This is a genomic window from Shewanella pneumatophori, from assembly GCF_023283895.1.
Taxonomy (GTDB): domain Bacteria; phylum Pseudomonadota; class Gammaproteobacteria; order Enterobacterales; family Shewanellaceae; genus Shewanella; species Shewanella pneumatophori.
This window is the reverse complement of sequence record NZ_JAKILB010000001.1, coordinates 152,150-169,482: the sequence shown is the minus strand read 5'-3', so window position 1 is coordinate 169,482 and position 17,333 is coordinate 152,150. Positions and strand designations below refer to the sequence as shown.

At 40.6% G+C, this 17,333-nt stretch carries 18 protein-coding genes; 10 read left to right on the top strand and 8 right to left on the bottom strand.

What is annotated here, in order from left to right; genetic code table 11:
* Positions 1–143: 143 nt before the first annotated feature.
* The gene (locus L2740_RS00775; RefSeq protein ID WP_248948045.1) at positions 144–503 is read left to right on the top strand and encodes a DUF2750 domain-containing protein; all 360 of its coding nucleotides are present in this window, start codon (positions 144–146) and stop codon (positions 501–503) included.
* A 111-nt stretch (positions 504–614) separates the two neighbouring features.
* A complete protein-coding gene (locus L2740_RS00770; protein WP_248948044.1) occupies positions 615–1,259 on the top strand; it encodes a hypothetical protein in 645 nt (214 codons plus the stop codon).
* 114 nt (positions 1,260–1,373) lie between these two features.
* Here the strand turns inward: L2740_RS00770 and L2740_RS00765 are convergent, their stop codons facing one another.
* Positions 1,374–2,324 (bottom strand): chemotaxis protein CheV, encoded by a 951-nt coding sequence (locus tag L2740_RS00765; protein WP_248948043.1) that lies wholly within the window; start codon positions 2,322–2,324, stop codon positions 1,374–1,376.
* Positions 2,325–2,674: 350 nt separating this feature from the next.
* On the opposite strand from L2740_RS00765, the gene L2740_RS00760 reads away from it, so the two are divergent.
* The 3 genes from L2740_RS00760 to L2740_RS00750 all read left to right on the top strand — a co-directional run bounded on the left by L2740_RS00760 (position 2,675) and on the right by L2740_RS00750 (position 4,693).
* Entirely contained in the window at positions 2,675–3,226 is a 552-nt protein-coding gene (locus L2740_RS00760) for an LON peptidase substrate-binding domain-containing protein (RefSeq protein WP_248948042.1), read from the top strand.
* Positions 3,227–3,447: 221 nt separating this feature from the next.
* Positions 3,448–4,020 carry a sigma-70 family RNA polymerase sigma factor gene (locus L2740_RS00755; RefSeq protein ID WP_420833496.1) on the top strand — a complete coding sequence of 191 codons (573 nt, stop codon included), beginning with the start codon at positions 3,448–3,450 and terminating at the stop codon, positions 4,018–4,020.
* Positions 4,013–4,693, top strand: a complete 681-nt coding sequence (locus L2740_RS00750) for a ChrR family anti-sigma-E factor (protein ID WP_248948040.1) — start codon at positions 4,013–4,015, stop codon at positions 4,691–4,693. The genes L2740_RS00755 and L2740_RS00750 overlap by 8 nt, the downstream gene beginning before the upstream one ends.
* Positions 4,694–4,778: 85 nt before the next feature.
* Here L2740_RS00750 and L2740_RS00745 read toward each other — a convergent pair whose 3' ends face one another.
* Positions 4,779–6,389 carry a mechanosensitive ion channel family protein gene (locus L2740_RS00745; protein ID WP_248948039.1) on the bottom strand — a complete coding sequence of 537 codons (1,611 nt, stop codon included), beginning with the start codon at positions 6,387–6,389 and terminating at the stop codon, positions 4,779–4,781.
* A gap of 508 nt (positions 6,390–6,897) precedes the next feature.
* Here L2740_RS00745 and L2740_RS00740 point away from each other — a divergent pair.
* Positions 6,898–7,071, top strand: a complete 174-nt coding sequence (locus L2740_RS00740; RefSeq protein ID WP_156925668.1) for a hypothetical protein — start codon at positions 6,898–6,900, stop codon at positions 7,069–7,071.
* 244 nt (positions 7,072–7,315) lie between these two features.
* Here L2740_RS00740 and L2740_RS00735 read toward each other — a convergent pair whose 3' ends face one another.
* A complete protein-coding gene (locus L2740_RS00735) occupies positions 7,316–8,260 on the bottom strand; it encodes a pyridoxal-phosphate dependent enzyme (protein ID WP_248948038.1) in 945 nt (314 codons plus the stop codon).
* 609 nt (positions 8,261–8,869) lie between these two features.
* Here L2740_RS00735 and L2740_RS00730 point away from each other — a divergent pair.
* The gene (locus tag L2740_RS00730; RefSeq protein ID WP_248948037.1) at positions 8,870–9,277 is read left to right on the top strand and encodes a YccF domain-containing protein; all 408 of its coding nucleotides are present in this window, start codon (positions 8,870–8,872) and stop codon (positions 9,275–9,277) included.
* A gap of 257 nt (positions 9,278–9,534) precedes the next feature.
* Here L2740_RS00730 and L2740_RS00725 read toward each other — a convergent pair whose 3' ends face one another.
* From L2740_RS00725 to L2740_RS00715, 3 genes are all read right to left on the bottom strand, one after another.
* Entirely contained in the window at positions 9,535–10,461 is a 927-nt protein-coding gene (locus L2740_RS00725) for an alpha/beta fold hydrolase (RefSeq protein ID WP_248948036.1), read from the bottom strand.
* A gap of 42 nt (positions 10,462–10,503) precedes the next feature.
* The gene (locus tag L2740_RS00720; RefSeq protein ID WP_248948035.1) at positions 10,504–11,499 is read right to left on the bottom strand and encodes a M14 family zinc carboxypeptidase; all 996 of its coding nucleotides are present in this window, start codon (positions 11,497–11,499) and stop codon (positions 10,504–10,506) included.
* Positions 11,500–11,576: 77 nt separating this feature from the next.
* On the bottom strand, positions 11,577–12,275 hold the full coding sequence (locus L2740_RS00715) for a substrate-binding periplasmic protein (protein WP_248948034.1): 699 nt from the start codon (positions 12,273–12,275) through the stop codon (positions 11,577–11,579).
* A 381-nt stretch (positions 12,276–12,656) separates the two neighbouring features.
* Between L2740_RS00715 and L2740_RS00710 the strand changes: the two genes are divergently transcribed.
* Together L2740_RS00710 and L2740_RS00705 are read left to right on the top strand one after the other, a co-directional pair.
* A complete protein-coding gene (locus L2740_RS00710) occupies positions 12,657–12,887 on the top strand; it encodes a PGPGW domain-containing protein (protein ID WP_248948033.1) in 231 nt (76 codons plus the stop codon).
* A gap of 287 nt (positions 12,888–13,174) precedes the next feature.
* On the top strand, positions 13,175–14,167 hold the full coding sequence (locus tag L2740_RS00705) for a cytochrome-c peroxidase (protein ID WP_248948031.1): 993 nt from the start codon (positions 13,175–13,177) through the stop codon (positions 14,165–14,167).
* A gap of 155 nt (positions 14,168–14,322) precedes the next feature.
* Here L2740_RS00705 and L2740_RS00700 read toward each other — a convergent pair whose 3' ends face one another.
* The gene (locus L2740_RS00700) at positions 14,323–14,682 is read right to left on the bottom strand and encodes a DUF6508 domain-containing protein (RefSeq protein WP_248948030.1); all 360 of its coding nucleotides are present in this window, start codon (positions 14,680–14,682) and stop codon (positions 14,323–14,325) included.
* A gap of 406 nt (positions 14,683–15,088) precedes the next feature.
* A complete protein-coding gene (locus tag L2740_RS00695; protein WP_248948028.1) occupies positions 15,089–15,988 on the bottom strand; it encodes a LysR family transcriptional regulator in 900 nt (299 codons plus the stop codon).
* 155 nt (positions 15,989–16,143) lie between these two features.
* Here L2740_RS00695 and L2740_RS00690 point away from each other — a divergent pair, with 155 nt between their 5' ends.
* Complete coding sequence (locus L2740_RS00690; RefSeq protein WP_248948026.1) at positions 16,144–17,304, top strand: homogentisate 1,2-dioxygenase; 1,161 nt, start codon at positions 16,144–16,146, stop codon at positions 17,302–17,304.
* Positions 17,305–17,333: the final 29 nt, after the last annotated feature.

Sequence of the window (17,333 nt, the reverse complement as noted above, 5' to 3'; positions counted from 1 at the left end):
CAACAGCAATGCCCAGTTTACCTGCAATTACACTTTGCTCCTTAAGATAAAATAGCTAAATAACTTGCTAAAACGCTAAGCCAACTGCAGACTATTAACCATTAAATATCGCCGCTTATACCTAACCAAACAAGAGATTAATCATGACTGAAATGACTCCTGCATTAGAAAGTTTCATCAATAACGTAAAACAATCCCAAGTTGTTTGGGGCCTGCAAGATGAAACCGGTGAAGGCTGGGTAGTCTGTGATTCTTCAGAATATGAAGCGACAGACGTTATGCCTTTATGGTCTGAAGAAGCTCAAGCTAAGAGCCACTGTACTGAAGAGTGGCAAGATTACTCTGCCGTCGCTATCACTTTAGAAGAGTTTCTAGAGTTTTGGGTTAGCGATTTAAATGATGATGGTGTACTTATTGGTATTGATTGGATTGCCGATCAAGAGTGCCAAGAAGTTGATCCTATCGTTTTAGCAACATCACTTGTTGATGTTGAAAAAGAGTAATCAACTCACTTTAAGTTTTTAAAGTCAGTTACAATCTACCGAAGCGCACAATCTAACCCATTGTGCGCTTTGTTTTTATATTAAGGTTGCTAGGAACAAGGAGCAAAATCATTGTTAGATCTCACCCCATTAATCGATATTCCTTTTGACCGTCGACACACTTGTTGGTTTTGCGGTGAGCCAAGCAATCAACAATTTAGTTATGTCAAAGACCCCCATACGCCGCATCCGTCGCTGAGCGTACCTTGCTGTAAAGAATGCTTAAAGCTTGCCAAGCAGCATAAGTTGACGTCCATCTGGGACTGTAAAATGGCGGTAAAAGATGAATTAATGCGAATTTACGAAAAACATCTGGCCATTGGAGTTAACTGGACTAAACAAGAACTCGAAGAGTCTGAATTTGAAGATAAAGTTTTTGGTGGATTCAAAAAAAGCGCTTGGATGATGTATGAAATTGCGCGCGACAGAGTCAATTATAAAAGCTGGCCACTGAGTTTGAACGGTCTCGTCATTGACGACTATGGCTACGATGCAAGCTTTAATTTTGACGGAGTAAACTATCGCTCGGTTAGCCAAGCGATTAGCTTTTATGCAAAGCAATTTACCTTAGATAAACGTTTTTTAGAAGATGTCATTGCTATTGTAGGTAAAAACCGCTTTGGTTTTGCCGTCAGAATTGCACAAATAAATATCGCTGCAGTGCCTGAACTTAAGAAGCAAGTACTACAAGATTTGGCAGAAGAGCACGCTAACTAAACTGACGTATTGTCATTAAGGTATCTCAACAATCTTGGCCGTAAAAGCTAATCCCAAGCTTCTCTGCATGAAGCTTGGAACACAGATTTTAAGTTGATGGTTTTAGCTTTAAACTTACGATTTAGCCATTAGTGCTTCTCTGAGTCTATCTTGCACAACTTCGACCAAGAGATCCGGTTGGAATTTTGAAATGAAACGATTACAACCGACCTTTTCAACCATAGCATTATTAAAACTGCCACTTAACGATGTATTTAAGGTAATAAATAGATCAGCCATACGCTTATCGTTACGCACTTCATAGGTTAACTTATAACCATCCATTTCAGGCATTTCCGCATCGGTTATCAACATTAAAATGTGATCGGTTATCACTTTGCCTTCATCACACCATTTTTTTAGTTGATTCAGCGCAAGTAGACCATCAGATACTTCAATAACTTCTAGCCCAAGTTGCTCCAATGTTTCACGTACCTGTCTTCTTGCAGTCGCTGAGTCATCAGCAATTAGCACTTTGCGACCAAGCATATGAGGTAGCAATTGCTCGTCTAACACACCGTCAGATAAACGGATATCATAATGAATGATCTCCGCGAGTACCTTTTCAACATCAATAATCGATACCAATTCTTGCTTGTCTTGATATTCAATACGGGTAATTGCCGTAAGGTAATTGTCTCGCCCTACCGTTTTAGGAGGCGGCATGATGTCACCCCAGGTAAGATTAACAATATGCTCAACTTTATCCACCAAAAAGCCTTGCACCGAGCGGTTGTACTCGGTCACGATAAGGTTACTTTCGGGATGAATAGCTGATGGTCTAAAACCAATTGCTTTACGAAGATCTATCACCGGAATAGATAATCCACGTAAATTAGCCACACCAATAATACTGCTGTGACTGCCAGGCATAGAGCTTAACGGTGGCACTTTAACCACTTCTTTTACTTTAAAAACATTAATCGCAAAAAGCTGGGTAACACTTATTCGAAACAATAATAACTCTAGACGATTCTCACCAACGAGCTTAGTACGTTGGTCGACACTTGCTAGCATTTGAGTCATTTTGTTCCCTCATGTTTAGACTGAGTATGCCGCGTAAAAAAACCACAGATAAAAATACAGCTTAATTTATCAAGATAAGTTTATAACCCGCATCACTTAAACCATGATAGCGATAGTCATCTGTCAGCAGCATACAAATAGAATTATTTTTATGGCTCTAGGTTATATTTTTTTAACACATAAATCATGTACCTACTGCACAAAACACTCGCTAAAATACTAATTGATTGCCAGCGCATGAGTAATTCTCACTTTTTTTGATGCGAGAATTAAATTACTAGCCAAAAAGATGATCGTCATTCAGCTTACCAACGTATCAATACCCAGTTGATAAACTGTTTTAGAGAATTATGAAATTACCGCTGTTTCCACTACAAATGTGTATTCTGCCTCATGGTTATTCCAAACTAAGGATCTTTGAGCCTAGATATCAACGTCTAGTTAAAGAGTCCCTAAAGAATGATTTAGGTTTTGGCGCATGCATGTTGGATGAAGACAATAAAACATTGCTTCCTATTGGCACGCGCTGCAACATTGTCGACTTTGAAACGCTAGAAGATGGCTTGCTTGGGGTCACAATTAAAGGTGTTGAAAAGTTTGAGCTTGGTACTTACACCATTGAAAATGACGGCCTTAAACGCGGTAACGTTATTCCAGTGCCCTCATGGCAAGTGTTGCCAATTGCAGAACATCAGCAGAAATACACCCAAATTCTACAAGATCTGCTTAACGAGTATCCTGAGCATATAAGCCAATATAATCTCGATAACTTTATGGATTTGTCTTGGGTTTGCCAGCGCTGGATTGAAATTTTGCCGATTAGTCCAAGTGAAAAACAACATTGCATTGCGGCCAACGACCCGAAACCAACACTGGCAATGTTAAACGACGTACTAAAATAGCACGCTTAATAAACAAAGCTTGCTAATGCCTTGTTAGCGATGTTTAAAATTTTTTTAAAATAAAGTGATCCAGGCTGACTCAAGCCACGTAGAAACCTTTAACACTTAGTGAGCAAAGCTCTCTGCCTTTTAGAAACAGAGTGAGAATAATGCAAAATATTCAATCACAAAGTCGCCAAAATGGTTATGATAAAGCTTATGTCAGGCAAAATAAGCAAACTATGGATGACTCTAAATCAGATCTGTTATTAGCTCAGCTGACTGAGCAATTAGTTCGTGTCGCTAATGCACGTGACAAACAAGCCTACGCCCAACTGTTTAGCTACTTCGCGCCGAAAATTCTTAATTTTGGTAATCAGAAATTAGCTAGCCAAGGCTTGGCTATGGATCTAGTCCAAGAAACTATGACCACTGTTTGGACCAAAGCACATCTATTTAACGCGGACAAAGGCGCTGTGACCACTTGGGTGTTTACAATTATGCGTAACCGTTGTTTCGATATGTTGCGTAAAGTCCAGCACAACAAAGAAGACACCTTCGGTGACGATATTTGGCCTGTATTTGAAACACCGGAAACCGAGGAGCAAGAGGATCACATTCTCACTGCTAAGCTGCTCAAACATGTTGATGCCCTGCCACCATTGCAAAGGCAAGTCGTCAAAGGCATTTATTTACAAGAACTCAGCCAACAAGAATTATCCACTAAGCTCAGCGTGCCCCTCGGAACTATAAAATCACGCCTTAGATTAGGTCTTGTGAAGCTTAGAAGCATTTTGGAGAAACATTATGATTAAATTCCATCCAAAAGACGAAATGCTATTGCAACATGCAAAAGGTCAGTTGCACCTTGGTCTGGCAACTGCGGTTTCGGCTCATTGCGAGCTTTGCTCTGTTTGCCGCGAAAAAGTAAATGATTTCACCAAACAACTGGCAGAAGAATGCATGGGCGAAGTGGATTCTACTGGCGCTGACAGTGATTTTACTAACTTAGATTATGGCAGCATAGATTTTAGTGCCATGCTTAGCCAAATCACGAGTTTGGCTCCTAGCGAAGAGGAGTCATCTTCAGCAAAGGCTATTGTCGATATCAAAGGTAACCAGTATAAGTTGCCTAAAGCATTCACCAGGCAAGCAGATCATAGTTGGAGTGGCTTTGGAAAAATCAGTCGCATGCGTTTAGACGCCGATGATGGTCATAGCCGCGCAAGTCTATTACACATAGATGCTAACGGCGAGATCCCTGAGCATACCCATAACGGCAGAGAAATTACCTTGCTGCTCGAGGGGTATTTTGAAGATGAGTTTAGTCAATATGTACCCGGTGACTTCATTGAGCTTGATGGCAACCACCAGCATTCACCAAAAACCATGAATGGCTGCCTGTGCTATACCGTTGTTGATGCGCCACTGCATTTTACTAAAGGCATAAGCAAAATCCTCAATCCTATTGGTGAGTTGATTTACTAACTAAGAGTTGAAACAATACTTTTAGGTAAACGATTTGCCTAAATACCAAAGGCCGCATTAGCGGCCTTTTTTATTACTCACTTATTTACTGTTGAGCAGCAGCGACTGGAACAACAGGCACAATCCGCGAGCCATGTTTAGTTACCACATTCATAATGCCAAAGTGCAATTCCTCTGACACTAATTGAAACTCAGCAAAATCTGTCGTGCCAATATAGGCAAAAACGTTAAGCTGTAGACCATACAAACCAAAGCCTTTAAATGTCACCCTAAGTGGCGATTCTTCAACTTTTTCATGTTGCTCTAATAAGGCTCTAATATCATTGATAATTGCGTGAATTTGCTCGGTATTAGTCTGATAATCAAGTCGAATATCTGTTTTCAAACGGATCTTTTCACGCTCAGAAATGTTTTCAATATCCATTTCAGACAAGCGTGCATTAGGCACATTAATCACACTACGATCTATGGTGCGAATTCGCGTACAGCGTAAACCTATCTCTTCTACCGTCCCCGTAATCGTGCCAAAGCGGCCTACATTACCAACTTTAATGGGCGCTGAAGAATATAGCGTAAGCGTGCCAATAAAATTCTCAATCGATTGTTTTGACGCTAGCGCAACGGCAATGCCACCAATTCCAAGGCCGGCAAGAATCGTTGATGCATCAAAACCTAAGTGTTCAAGCCAGATTAATACCGCTAAGGCAACTAAAATAACTCGAATAAAATTTGCTAAAGGTCGCAACAGCGATGCACTCTGGCTATTGCCCCTACTAATCCAACGTAAACGTAAACTGTTTTGAATCACATCGGTGACTGACCAGATAAACCACACTACCGCTATTAGCAACAATACTCCGGTATTTACAACCGCAATCACATTCGCCGATAAAGTCGTGTGCGCCATCCAAGCTCTAACCAGTAACAATGCAACCAAAAAACGAAAAGGCCCTACGACTAAATGTGCTACATCGGCTTTATACTGGTATTCACTGCGTAAGATGAACTTTTTAGCAATCCAAGTAACGGGGATCACGACCAACATAGCCAATACGAAATAACAGATCAGTAACGCCCATTCCCATAGATTTAATTTAAACAAATGCCCTTGAGGAATATGTTTAACAAACCACTCCACTACCGGCCCATAACCGAGTTCACTATACAGCAAAGGCACTTTAGCAACGGTAGCGTTTGATACCTTCCAAATTGATCCTAACTGTTTATTGGGGACTTTTTGTAATAACAGGGTTATCTCGCTGCCTTTAATTTGTACTCGACCAAACGCATCACGATAACTAGGTAGTTGATCCTCTGAAGTCCCATCAGGAGTATCATTAATCTCTTGCATATTGACCCAAATGTTTCGCTCAATAATTGCAATTAATTGCTTGGCGTATTCAGGGCCTAACTCTGCGTCCATATCATCAGGTAAATACCTAAGATCTAAATACTTAGCCGCTTTATCATAATTTTGCTCAAATGCAGCCTCAAAAAGTCCAGCCAATGTGCCTCTAGGCGTATCCCTAAAAAGGCTATCTTTATATTCATAAGAGGCTTCTTTCACAGCAGCGGTACTGGTGGCGTTGTCTGTTTGCTGAACATTTTGCGCAACTGACAGCGCGCCAGATGCTGAGCAATAAAATGAAATAGATAGCAAGAGCAATAGGGTAAACACTTGAACAGTTCGTAACATAAAGACTCCATTATTTGGCGAGCACCAGCAGCCCTGCAAGTGCTATTCATTCTAGCAAGCTTTAACCTATTGTTAACGTATGGGAAGTAAAAATAATCAGTAATTAAATTAAGATTGTCTTGACAAAGTATTTAAGCTGCATATAATTCGCCCAGTTTTTAAGATAGACCCTTTTAGATAGAAGTCACCGCCTTTTTGTCAAATCCACGACTCGTCGTTTGATCCTCACATAAGCGTTATCTCAACTGGTTAAATCATCTTTGTTGGCAGTCATGCTACTGTCATATGCCTATGCTTTACTGCACAGCAGCTGATATTTGTATTATTTTTGCGACATAGCGAACATATTTACATACATATTTGAATACAAGCTACTTGTATCAGCAAACAAAGATGAGTAGTCTCACATAGAACTTAAAATTCATCTTTCGCAAAAATGCTAAGGATATCTTATTGTTATAAAAAACTACCTAATTTAGGTAGCTTAAAATAGAAGGAGTGTGGCCATATGTCATACCTAGTAAATGGACAAGAAATTACCGTCAACTTTCCAGTAGATTCAATTTCAGTCAACAAAACTTCAATTGCTTTTACCGATAGCCAAGGTAAAAACAAACAAACCTTTTCTAAGCGTATTGAAGCGCTGAACTTTATGAAATGGTTAATTTCTAGCAACAAATAAGCTAGTCAAACAAACGCGTTAACTGACTCTTCGATACACCTCCTCTCACTCGTATCGAATGTTTGTCTTCATAGGCAAACGAATAGGACTGAAACATCTACTCAGCTATTTAGTCACATTCATTTGGATTAGGCCATACCCTTAGTCGGTATCTCGCCTAACCAAATGGAATCAACATTTTCCCTACCTGCACATCACTGCTAACGACTAATACACATATATCAACTGTTTATTTTTAGTATTACTAACCGTATTTACGTTGGTAGCGTGGCAGCATAGTTGCATTACCGAGTAACCCACCTTGGTGTATATAAAGCATTGCCGGAGCTGAGCTACCAACCTCTGTTTCAGTTTGGTTTATTACACTTGTTTGTAAGATCTTTTCAACACACATCCAGCCTAACGGGTCATAGAGTAACTCAAACTCGATTCCAGTCGCTAACAGCTTGTTATACATATCGTAAAATGGCTTATACAGTTTGCCAAAGTGATACTTTTTATCTAAATCGATAATCCTAGGGTGCAAGCTTTTATCAGTTACCAGTTCAAAAAACTGTTGCTGGAGATAATCGCTCCCCCCAACACAGGCACAGGTGAGTACTTCAATATTATCGGTATGCAGGTTTAGGTATTCACTTAAAAATACAGCAGTTGTGCCTGTACCCGATGGTAAGAATACTTGCAACGATGGGAAAGAGTGCTTTGTAGCCCAATCAATGATCTCTTGAGCCAATTTATGCACACCAACACGCGCATATTCACAGCGTCCTCCTTCAGGTACAAACAGCAGCTTGTCATTTTTAGCTAGTACTTTTTGCTGGATATAATCTATCACGCTTAAGTCTTGACGATCTTCACACATAGATACATCTACAACATTGGCACCATTCGCAATTGCGGCGGCATAATTGCCTTGGGTAGACAGCAAGACTTGCTCAGCAATATGGTCAACATAAAAGTCTAAACTAATCCCTTTAAGTTTGGCTAACGCCGACATGGAATAAAGCGAGTTAGCAACCGGAGAACCATGGCCTACTAACCCTGTTTTACCTGGAAAGTTATTCTCAAGGAAATAGGCAAACTTACGGGCTTTATTGCCCGAAAATTCTTCACTAAGTAAATCATCACGCTTAACAAAAACTTGCTGATCATTAAAGACAATACTTTCTATTGGGGTATCTGCAAACACTTACGAGCTCACTTTAATTCAACGTCAAACACGTTACCTACTCACAGGCCAACTATCTTGTATAGTTTAGCGAGTTTACTAGCAAGCAGCGTTTTGATTAGTCAGGGGCGGATGCATTAATGCATATAAACGTGAGCTATTGTAAACCGTTAGACTCATTTGCGAAATCAACAAGACGTGAACCAAGATCAAATTTGTTTTTTGACCAGTTAGCAAGGAATTAGTATAAGTTGCTTGCCCGTCTTTTATATGGCTAACCATAGTTTTATATATAGCGTGAAGACTGGCTCATTATCGCGAGAATGAGCCAGTATAAGATTATTACTTAAAACACGTATCAGCCCAATAACCAAGCCTTCAACGGCTTTACCCAATTTCATTGCAACGCTTTCATCTCAATCCAGTTTTAAATTAAGAAAAAGAAACCTTAAAAAATAGCCAAAAGCGCTAAATTTTAGTTAAAAAAATAATCAGACATATATGGGTCGAGTCTTATTTGGCTCAAAAAGGCTTATAACAAGCCAAACTAGCTAGATATGTCTGTTGGCACGAAAATCGCTTACAAGCAATTAAGCTCAAATGAGAGTAAGTGCAAATAAGGAGCCATAAATGGCAGTACTACGTTTAGTGTTTAATATTGCTTGGTTTATTTTAGGTGGATTTGTAATGGGGCTTGCTTGGTGGTTAGCTGGACTACTTTGCTTTATCAGCATCATCGGCATCCCTTTTGGTAGAGCCTGTTTTGTGATTGGTGAAATGGCATTCTGGCCGTTTGGTCAAGACTCTATGAATCGTAAAGCACTGACTGGAAACGAGGACATCGGTACCGGAACATTTGGTATGGTCGGTAATATTATCTGGTTCCTATTTTTTGGGATCTGGCTAGCTATCGGTCACGTCGCTCATGCGTTTGCTTGTGCTATTACCATTATCGGCATTCCATTTGCGCTGCAGCATTTAAAATTGGCGATTTTAAGTTTAACGCCAATTGGTCAAACAGTGGTTGCAAGAGCCTAGTCTATTGTAGAAAACGCTTTAATAGCCTTGTTTCTTCATATAGTAAAAACCTCACGATGTCATATTTAGCCCCTGCTTGGGGCTAAATTGTTTAATCAGCAATCTATGCTTTACCAGCAATCTAACCCCCTACCAGTAAAGCATTATCTTAAAAGCCTTGTCTTAAAAACCTAGTTTGAAAAACCTTGTCTTAAAAGCGTTTACGACAGCCAAATCCAAACCACTCAACAATTACGTCCTTGTGCTGATTACTTTGGTTACAGCAATAATTTCCACGCTTTTATCAAAGCATCACTAAGCTCACAGGCACAATCTAGGCTAAGATCATGACCCGCATGCTCAAATTGGACTAACGGTATTTCGTAATAACTTGTCAACGCATGGCTGCAGGACGGTGCAACTAACTTATCAGCCAAGCCGCTAAATACAATTAGTGGAATATTCACTGGATTTGCTTTAAACCGACTGCAAGCATAAATCTGCCGCGCGCCATTAAATAAACTGGTAGTGCGAGCTTTTCTAAACCCACTCCACCGCGTGATAAGCTCAATATTTTGAGCTTGGGTTGCAGAGGTTAAAGCAATAATGGTTGCTTCAACCGGGTTAATTTCACTCTTGTATACCACTTGTTTTACAGGCCTAACTTTTTCTTGCTCGCTTTGCTTACAATTAACCAAATAGCCAGCTTTGACGCGCTTTCTAAAAGCCAGAAATAGCTGTTTTAACTGAAACCGTTTATACCAAGGAGATAAATTCCCTGCACTTGAATTGATTATCGCCATACCGTAAATATTTTTATGAGTGAGCTTGCTTAAGGCGTCGAACAATGATGTTTCTGTTACTGCATTTAGCCTCTTATATGCTGCTTTAGCTGACCTTTGTTTCAAGTTAACGCTGTCATAGTCTTTTAGGCTAGCTCCAAGCTCAAGTGCAATCATTCCGCCCATTGATAGACCCGCAATATAGATGTCTCTGTCTTTAATCTGAGCCAATTGTTCCATTATTGGAGGCAGGTACTCTGATAAATGTAATGGGCTAGTATCACTACTAAACTCACCATTGCCCAGAGTATCAATCATCAATACATTATGCCGCCCAGCCAGCTTTGATTGCAGCAGTGACTCAAACTCTCCCCAATGGCGCTTATCGCGCATAAGTCCGCGGAGCAACACCACTGCGGCCATACAAACCTCACTTTATCTAAAATAAATTAAGCTGATAATTCGTTATTCATACCATAGCTGATAAGCCTGTCTATCGAGCTTGTGTAATTGTTTATCGGTTAAGTTCTCTAGTGTACGGCTAGCCGCTATATCCATTAAGAATTGCATAAAAACCGTATGCTTACGCAAAGTGCGGTGGTAGCGATGTGTTTTCTGTGGATTAAATAAACCCGCAAAATTAAACAGTTGCCGAGGATTCTTTTTAACCCAACTCCATGAGCCCATTTCGAGCGTTAGTGGCACAAATGGTACTTTAGGATTTTGCGCCACAAGGTAATCCCAAATATCACCATGAGTCTGATAAATAAGACTTTGCGGTGAAAAGCGATAATGATTGTGATGGGGGAAACTCGACTCAAAAGCTTGTTTAAGCTGGTATATTCGGCCTATTTTATCCATTGGACTTTGGCTACTAGCATAAGGAAACCACACATGATCTGACAAGCCAAACCCTGAATGGGCATCTAAAACGATAACACTAGAGCTAGTGCTAAGCAGTGAAGTAACGTAATCGACTAACGCACTAGTTTCTCGCTCCATCCCATTTTTGCCGCGGTACCAAGGCAATTTGGCTGATATTTTCTGTCCGCCAACTAAAAATGTAACCTTATCTGCAGAGGTGATCGGCGCATTTCGCATTAAATCGACACCTTGGCCATTACAGCGAGTACCTCTAATCAAGCCGACAGGATTAACGATAGGCACAAACGATAACCTCACACGAGTCAGTAAATGCTGTAACTGCACATCCCATTCAAGCCGAGTGAGTAAACTCGCCATAAGCGCTAACTGCACTTGACAGCCTATTCGCTCAACACCGTGCACCCCACCAACAAACATTACAGTAGGAACATCGATGTTTGTACAGCCAAGTTCTGCTCGAATAACTGGATATAGCTTGCCGTTATATTCAACATCAGCAAGTGTTTTGGCGCGTAATTGAGGATGACAAGCAATAAGATGATTTAAGGTATCTAACTCAAACGGAACACTTTCCATCGGCAACAAAGGTAGAGGTGTGATGTCGATAGCATACGGCTAGATTGCGTCATCTTTTATACAGAAACATGACAGGATTATTCAATGTGCTCAGCTAATATCGCTTGCACGTTAATTTTAGCTAGGCCTTGGTTAAAACGCTCACGCCACAGCTGCCCTTGCTGATTATTTTTAAACGCAATGAACAACTCTTTAGAGATTAAGCGCTTCTTATTAAACTGCAGTTTGTGTTTAACTGACTGCATATTTGGCTGTGACAAAATATACCTAAGCACGTGTTCATCAATAACGGCCGCGTCTATTCGGCCAGTGAGCACTTTATTAATATTGTGCAGATCTGAAGCAACGGCTTCAAAAGACTGACTACCATTGACCATCATGGCATCGAGTTCTGCGGTATTAACATAGTCCTCTACAACACCAATTGTGTATTGATTTAAATCCTTTTGCTCAATCCAGCTAATAGGATGAGATTTACGCTCTACAAGACCGAGAGCACTGCGTCCCATAGGCTCCGAAAACACAAACTTATCTGTTGGATAACGATATTCAGGTAAATAGCCTAAATACTTAGCGTCATTACGAGAGGCCATTCTTACTGCGCGGCTCCAAGGATAAAAATCAACCTCAAGTGAATGACCCACCGCGCCTAACGCAGCCTTTGCTATTGCAATACATGCGCCTTGATGTTTTAGCTGCTCGCCAGAGAACGGCGGCCAATGCAGTGAGGTTAAATACAATGTGTCGGCAGCGGCAAAATTAACAGGGGAAAGCATGATTATGCAGCACAGTAGTCTAAGCGCTTTGTAAAAAGTGCCTGATATCACGTTATAGTAACGAGGAAAAAGCATGCTAATTGCATTGTTTTTTTCTCGCAAACAACTTTGCTTGAAATGCATAACAGCCTACATAACGAAGATAGAACCTATTAAAGATTTTAGTCAAACCTTGTAATAACGCCAAAATGTTGACCTTTAGCAGACATAAATATTAAACGGCTAATAGTGTTTGTTACAATTAATAGCGCTGCAAAATGGTGATTTACTATACACTGACCCTAAGTGAGCTAGTTGATTGACAACTTGCCACTAGAAATTGAGCACAGCTCATAAATGCGCTGGTTAAAATATCTTAAGAAATATAAGGAGATTATTTCAATGATAAAGAAAGCCTTAATCACTATTATTGGCGGATTATTAACCCTAACAGGTGCAGCGCTCATTGTATTACCAGGGCCAGCTTGGTTACTACTGCCAATCGGACTTGCAATATTAAGCCTAGAATATACTTGGGCGCGTCACTGGTTGAAGAAAAGCCAAGCTCATTTAAGTAAAACAGCTCGCTGGCTCGACAGGAAGATGTTATTGCGCCGCTTAAACCGCAAATAAGCAATGAACAAAAATTAATTTACCGTCAAGTTGGTCAATTAGCCCCGCGTTAGTTATTTTTCTAATCGCTTCTTATCGGCTAAATGTTGTTTAGCCGCATTGACTGGACATTATTTGCACTACCCTACCTATCATTAGGTATAAAGTCTGCGACCTAGGTCGCATTTAACTAATCCAAATCCACGATAGTCCTAATCGAAACAAAGCGTTATCTTATTTTCTAGTTCCTCACTATTATCAGCTTATTGATTTAACCCTATAAAATGTAATGTTTAGTTGAGGCTATTATGAATAAGCTTAATGTAATCTCTATTGCTCTGCTTTCTACTTTATCTATTGGTGCAAACGCGTCTAACGAACCGATCGAAATCATTCCTGCAGCCGTTATCACTAACCCAGAAAAGGTAGAGCTTGGGAAGATGCTATTCTTCGAACCAAGATTATCAAAATCAGGCTTTATTTCATGTAACTCTTGCCACAACATTTCAACAGGTGGTGTTGATGCCCTGCCTACGTCTATTGGCCATAACTGGCAACAAGGCCCTATTAACTCGCCTACCGTACTCAATGCGGAATATGGTTTAGCCCAGTTTTGGGATGGTCGTGCTAAAGATCTTAAAGAGCAAGCTGCGGGCCCAATTGCCAATCCAAAAGAAATGGGCTTTACTCATGATTTAGCTGTCGATACTGTCCGCTCTATGCCTGCTTATCAAGCACGCTTTGCCGATGTTTATAATTCAAAAGATATCAACATTGATATGATCACTGATGCTATCGCTGAATTTGAGAAAACCTTAGTCACGCCTAACGCACCGTTTGATCTTTACCTTCAGGGCGACAAGTCTGCTATTTCAGACCAAGCAAAAGCAGGTTATCAACTGTTTAAAGATAAAGGCTGTGTAAGCTGTCACAACGGTCCAGCGGTGGGTGGCACCATGTATATGAAGATGGGTCTAGTTAAACCTTTCCACACCAATAACCCAGCTGAAGGTAGAAAAGGCGTAACGGGTAAAGAAGCGGATAAGTTTGTCTTTAAAGTACCAACACTACGTAATATCGAACTTACCTATCCGTACTTCCACGACGGCAGCGTATGGGATCTTGAAGAAGCGGTTAACACTATGGCTGATATTCAGCTTGGACAAAAACTGTCTGAGTCAGAAGTTAAAGAGATGGTTGCATTCTTGAATTCGCTAACTGGTGAGCAGCCACAAATTGTATTACCAATTTTACCGCCATCTAATAAGAACACCCCTCGTCCAGAGCCTTTTGCTGACTAAATCAAGTGTAATTAGTATGAAACGAAAAGAGCTGCAATTGCAGCTCTTTTTATTATGGTTACCCTAGCGACTAGCTAACTAATATATTGTTTTTTATAAAAAATTCTATTTCAACTCAAATACAGTTAAATGCAGTTAAAACAAGCTTAACTAGCTTAACTAACTTGCTTGAAATGCAGTGTTTGAAAACGCTCAATAATCGCTAACAACACACCTTGGCGGCGCATATTAGACAAAACGCCGGGGCTAAACCTGTCTATCCGCGCCATTGCGGTGAGCAATAGCTGACACTCATACATGCTTGCATCACCGATATATTCGGGCCTATCGAGCATATGGCTATTTTGATACCACTCGTCCCAGTCAAATTCATCCAGTAACATTCCGCATTGCTCTAGATCAGCTACAAACTCTTGTAGACGCATATCTGAGACTATGTGATTGCCTAATTTTAAATCTGCCACATATTTAGCATACAGGTTGTTTGAGTAACCGTTAGAAGTCATATTGTTCATTGTAAGCCTCCTTCACATCAGTACCTGAATGCCGCATCATCATATTGCAATTAAAAATGAAGCGATGCATAGCACGTACCAACTCTTGATAGGCTTAGTCTAATAAAGGCAAACTGAACACAAACTTAACGATTAAGCTCGTTAACGAACGCAAATAACAAAGTAGGTTAACAAAGGTAAACTGCTGATATATTAAGTTTTATATAACAAGCTAACGGGTAATTAAGTGAATTGTAGAGTTAAAAGCTAGCAAAATAAAACCGCTGTTAACTTTACGGCTTAGCTTTATTCTGCAAAATAACCAAACAGCCTGCAGCTTTAAGTAAATTAACAGCGATACTGAACTTGCATTTATCTTCGCAAGTTGCAATGTTTCACTTGCACCTCAAAACCACAGGTTACAGACCTATTTTACACTGAGCTCTGCAGTGAACTCTTCCATGATAAGATCTGTGAATAAGCGCCCTGCTCGACCAAGTGGTCGCTCCATGGTTGAAACTAATTGCGGAGTAAAACTGTAGCGATTGCCACCGGTAAAATCGACTTCAACCAGCTCTCCACTTTTGAGCTCAGATTCGATTAAAAAGTCCGGCATCCAACCAAAGCCCAACCCCATTAATAAAGCGTTCTTCTTCATTACAAAGCCCGATAGATAAAACACCTTGTCGCCACCAAATTGCATCTCATCACGGTAGTGTTTATTTATAGAGGAATCTTCAATGGTCAGCTCTACATAACGTTGCAGCTCAAATAAACTGAGTTTTTTTTCTGTTGCTAGCGGATGAGTAGCCGCGACCACCAGCACACTGGTGATCTCAGGTAAAGCTTGTGGGCGATAACTCGGGCCCGTGCGGTAATCCTTTACCAGCATTAAGTCAGCGTTATCGCGCTCAAACCTTTCTTGAACACCGCCTAAAAACTCCATGTTAAGTTGCACTTTAGTGGGTATTTCCAATTCTGTAAGCCGCTTTAGTGCGCGCATAATTGGTTTCATCGGTAAGGCGTCGTCGATCACTAATTCAAGCTTTGGCTCCCAGCCATCACCAAACTTGCTGGCTAAATGTTCAATGTTGGCAAGGTATTGCAGTAATCTTTGCCCCTCTGCCAAAATTACTTTGCCCTCAGGAGTTAACTCTGCACGATATTGATCGCGACAAAAAAGGTTTACACCAAGGTGTTGCTCTAGTTTTTTTACTTGATAGCTCACAGCAGACTGAGCCTTATGTAAACGCTCAGCAGCCTTAGCAAAGCTGCCCTCCTCCACTAAAACCTGCAGTACCTTAAATGCATCAACATCAATCCGCATAGTGCTTCCTTAGCGTAAAGCATAAATTACCATCTAATTTTTAGATGGAGACCTAGCAATTATTATTCTTTTTTTTGTTTATTTAAGCAACTAAATTGAAGCTAGATCACATTTACACTGAAATACGTGCAGTAAGCGTAGAAAGGAAAGCGAATATGCCATTTTATGTGAAGCAAGGAAGAATTCCGACAAAGCGACATATCACATTTAAAAAAGATAATGGTGAGCTGTATCGTGAAGAGTTGTTTTCAACTCACGGATTTTCCAACATTTATTCGAATAAGTATCACCACAACATGCCAACCAAAGCGCTAGAGGTTAGCCCATATAGCTTATCTCATGGTGAAGCTTGGCAAGACTCTTTAGTGCAGAACTACAAGCTTGATACTAAAAAGGCTGACTGCAAAGGTAACTTTTTCAATAGCCGTAATAAAATCTTCTTTAATAATGACGTGGCCATGTACACCGCCAACGTTACCGAAGATACCGCAGAGTTCTACCGTAATGCTTATGCCGATGAAGTAGTATTCATCCATGAAGGACAAGGCACCCTATACAGTGAATATGGCGCTTTAGCGGTAAAAAAGTGGGATTACTTAATCATTCCTCGTGGCACAACTTATCAGCTTAAGTTTGATGACTACAGCAATGTACGCTTGTTTGTGATTGAATCATCTAGCATGGTCGAAGTGCCTAAGCATTTCCGTAATGAATATGGCCAGATGCTCGAGTCTGCTCCCTACTGCGAGCGTGATATTCGTACACCAGAATTACAAGATGCCGTTGTTGAGCAAGGCGAATTTGCATTGGTATGTAAGTTTGGCGATAAGTACCAGCAAACCTCACTCGAATGGCACCCATTTGATTTAGTCGGTTGGGACGGCTGTGTCTACCCTTGGGCGTTTAATATTCAAGAATATGCGCCAAAGGTAGGTAAGATCCATTTACCACCATCAGATCATCTGGTGTTTACCGCGCACAATTTTGTTATTTGTAATTTTGTGCCACGCCCTTATGACTTCCACCCCCAGTCGATCCCTGCGCCTTACTACCACAATAATATCGACAGTGATGAAGTGCTGTATTACGTCGATGGCGACTTTATGAGCCGCACAGGCATTGAAGCTGGTTACATGACCTTACATCAAAAAGGCGTACCTCACGGACCCCAACCTGGGCGAACAGAAGCGTCTATCGGCAAAACCGAAACCTATGAATACGCCGTAATGGTCGATACTTTCGCACCATTGCAGCTCACCGAACATGTAAAGCATTGCATGAGTAACGACTACAACCGCTCTTGGATTGAAGATTAACCGGTTTTTAATTTCAGGATCAGGTCATC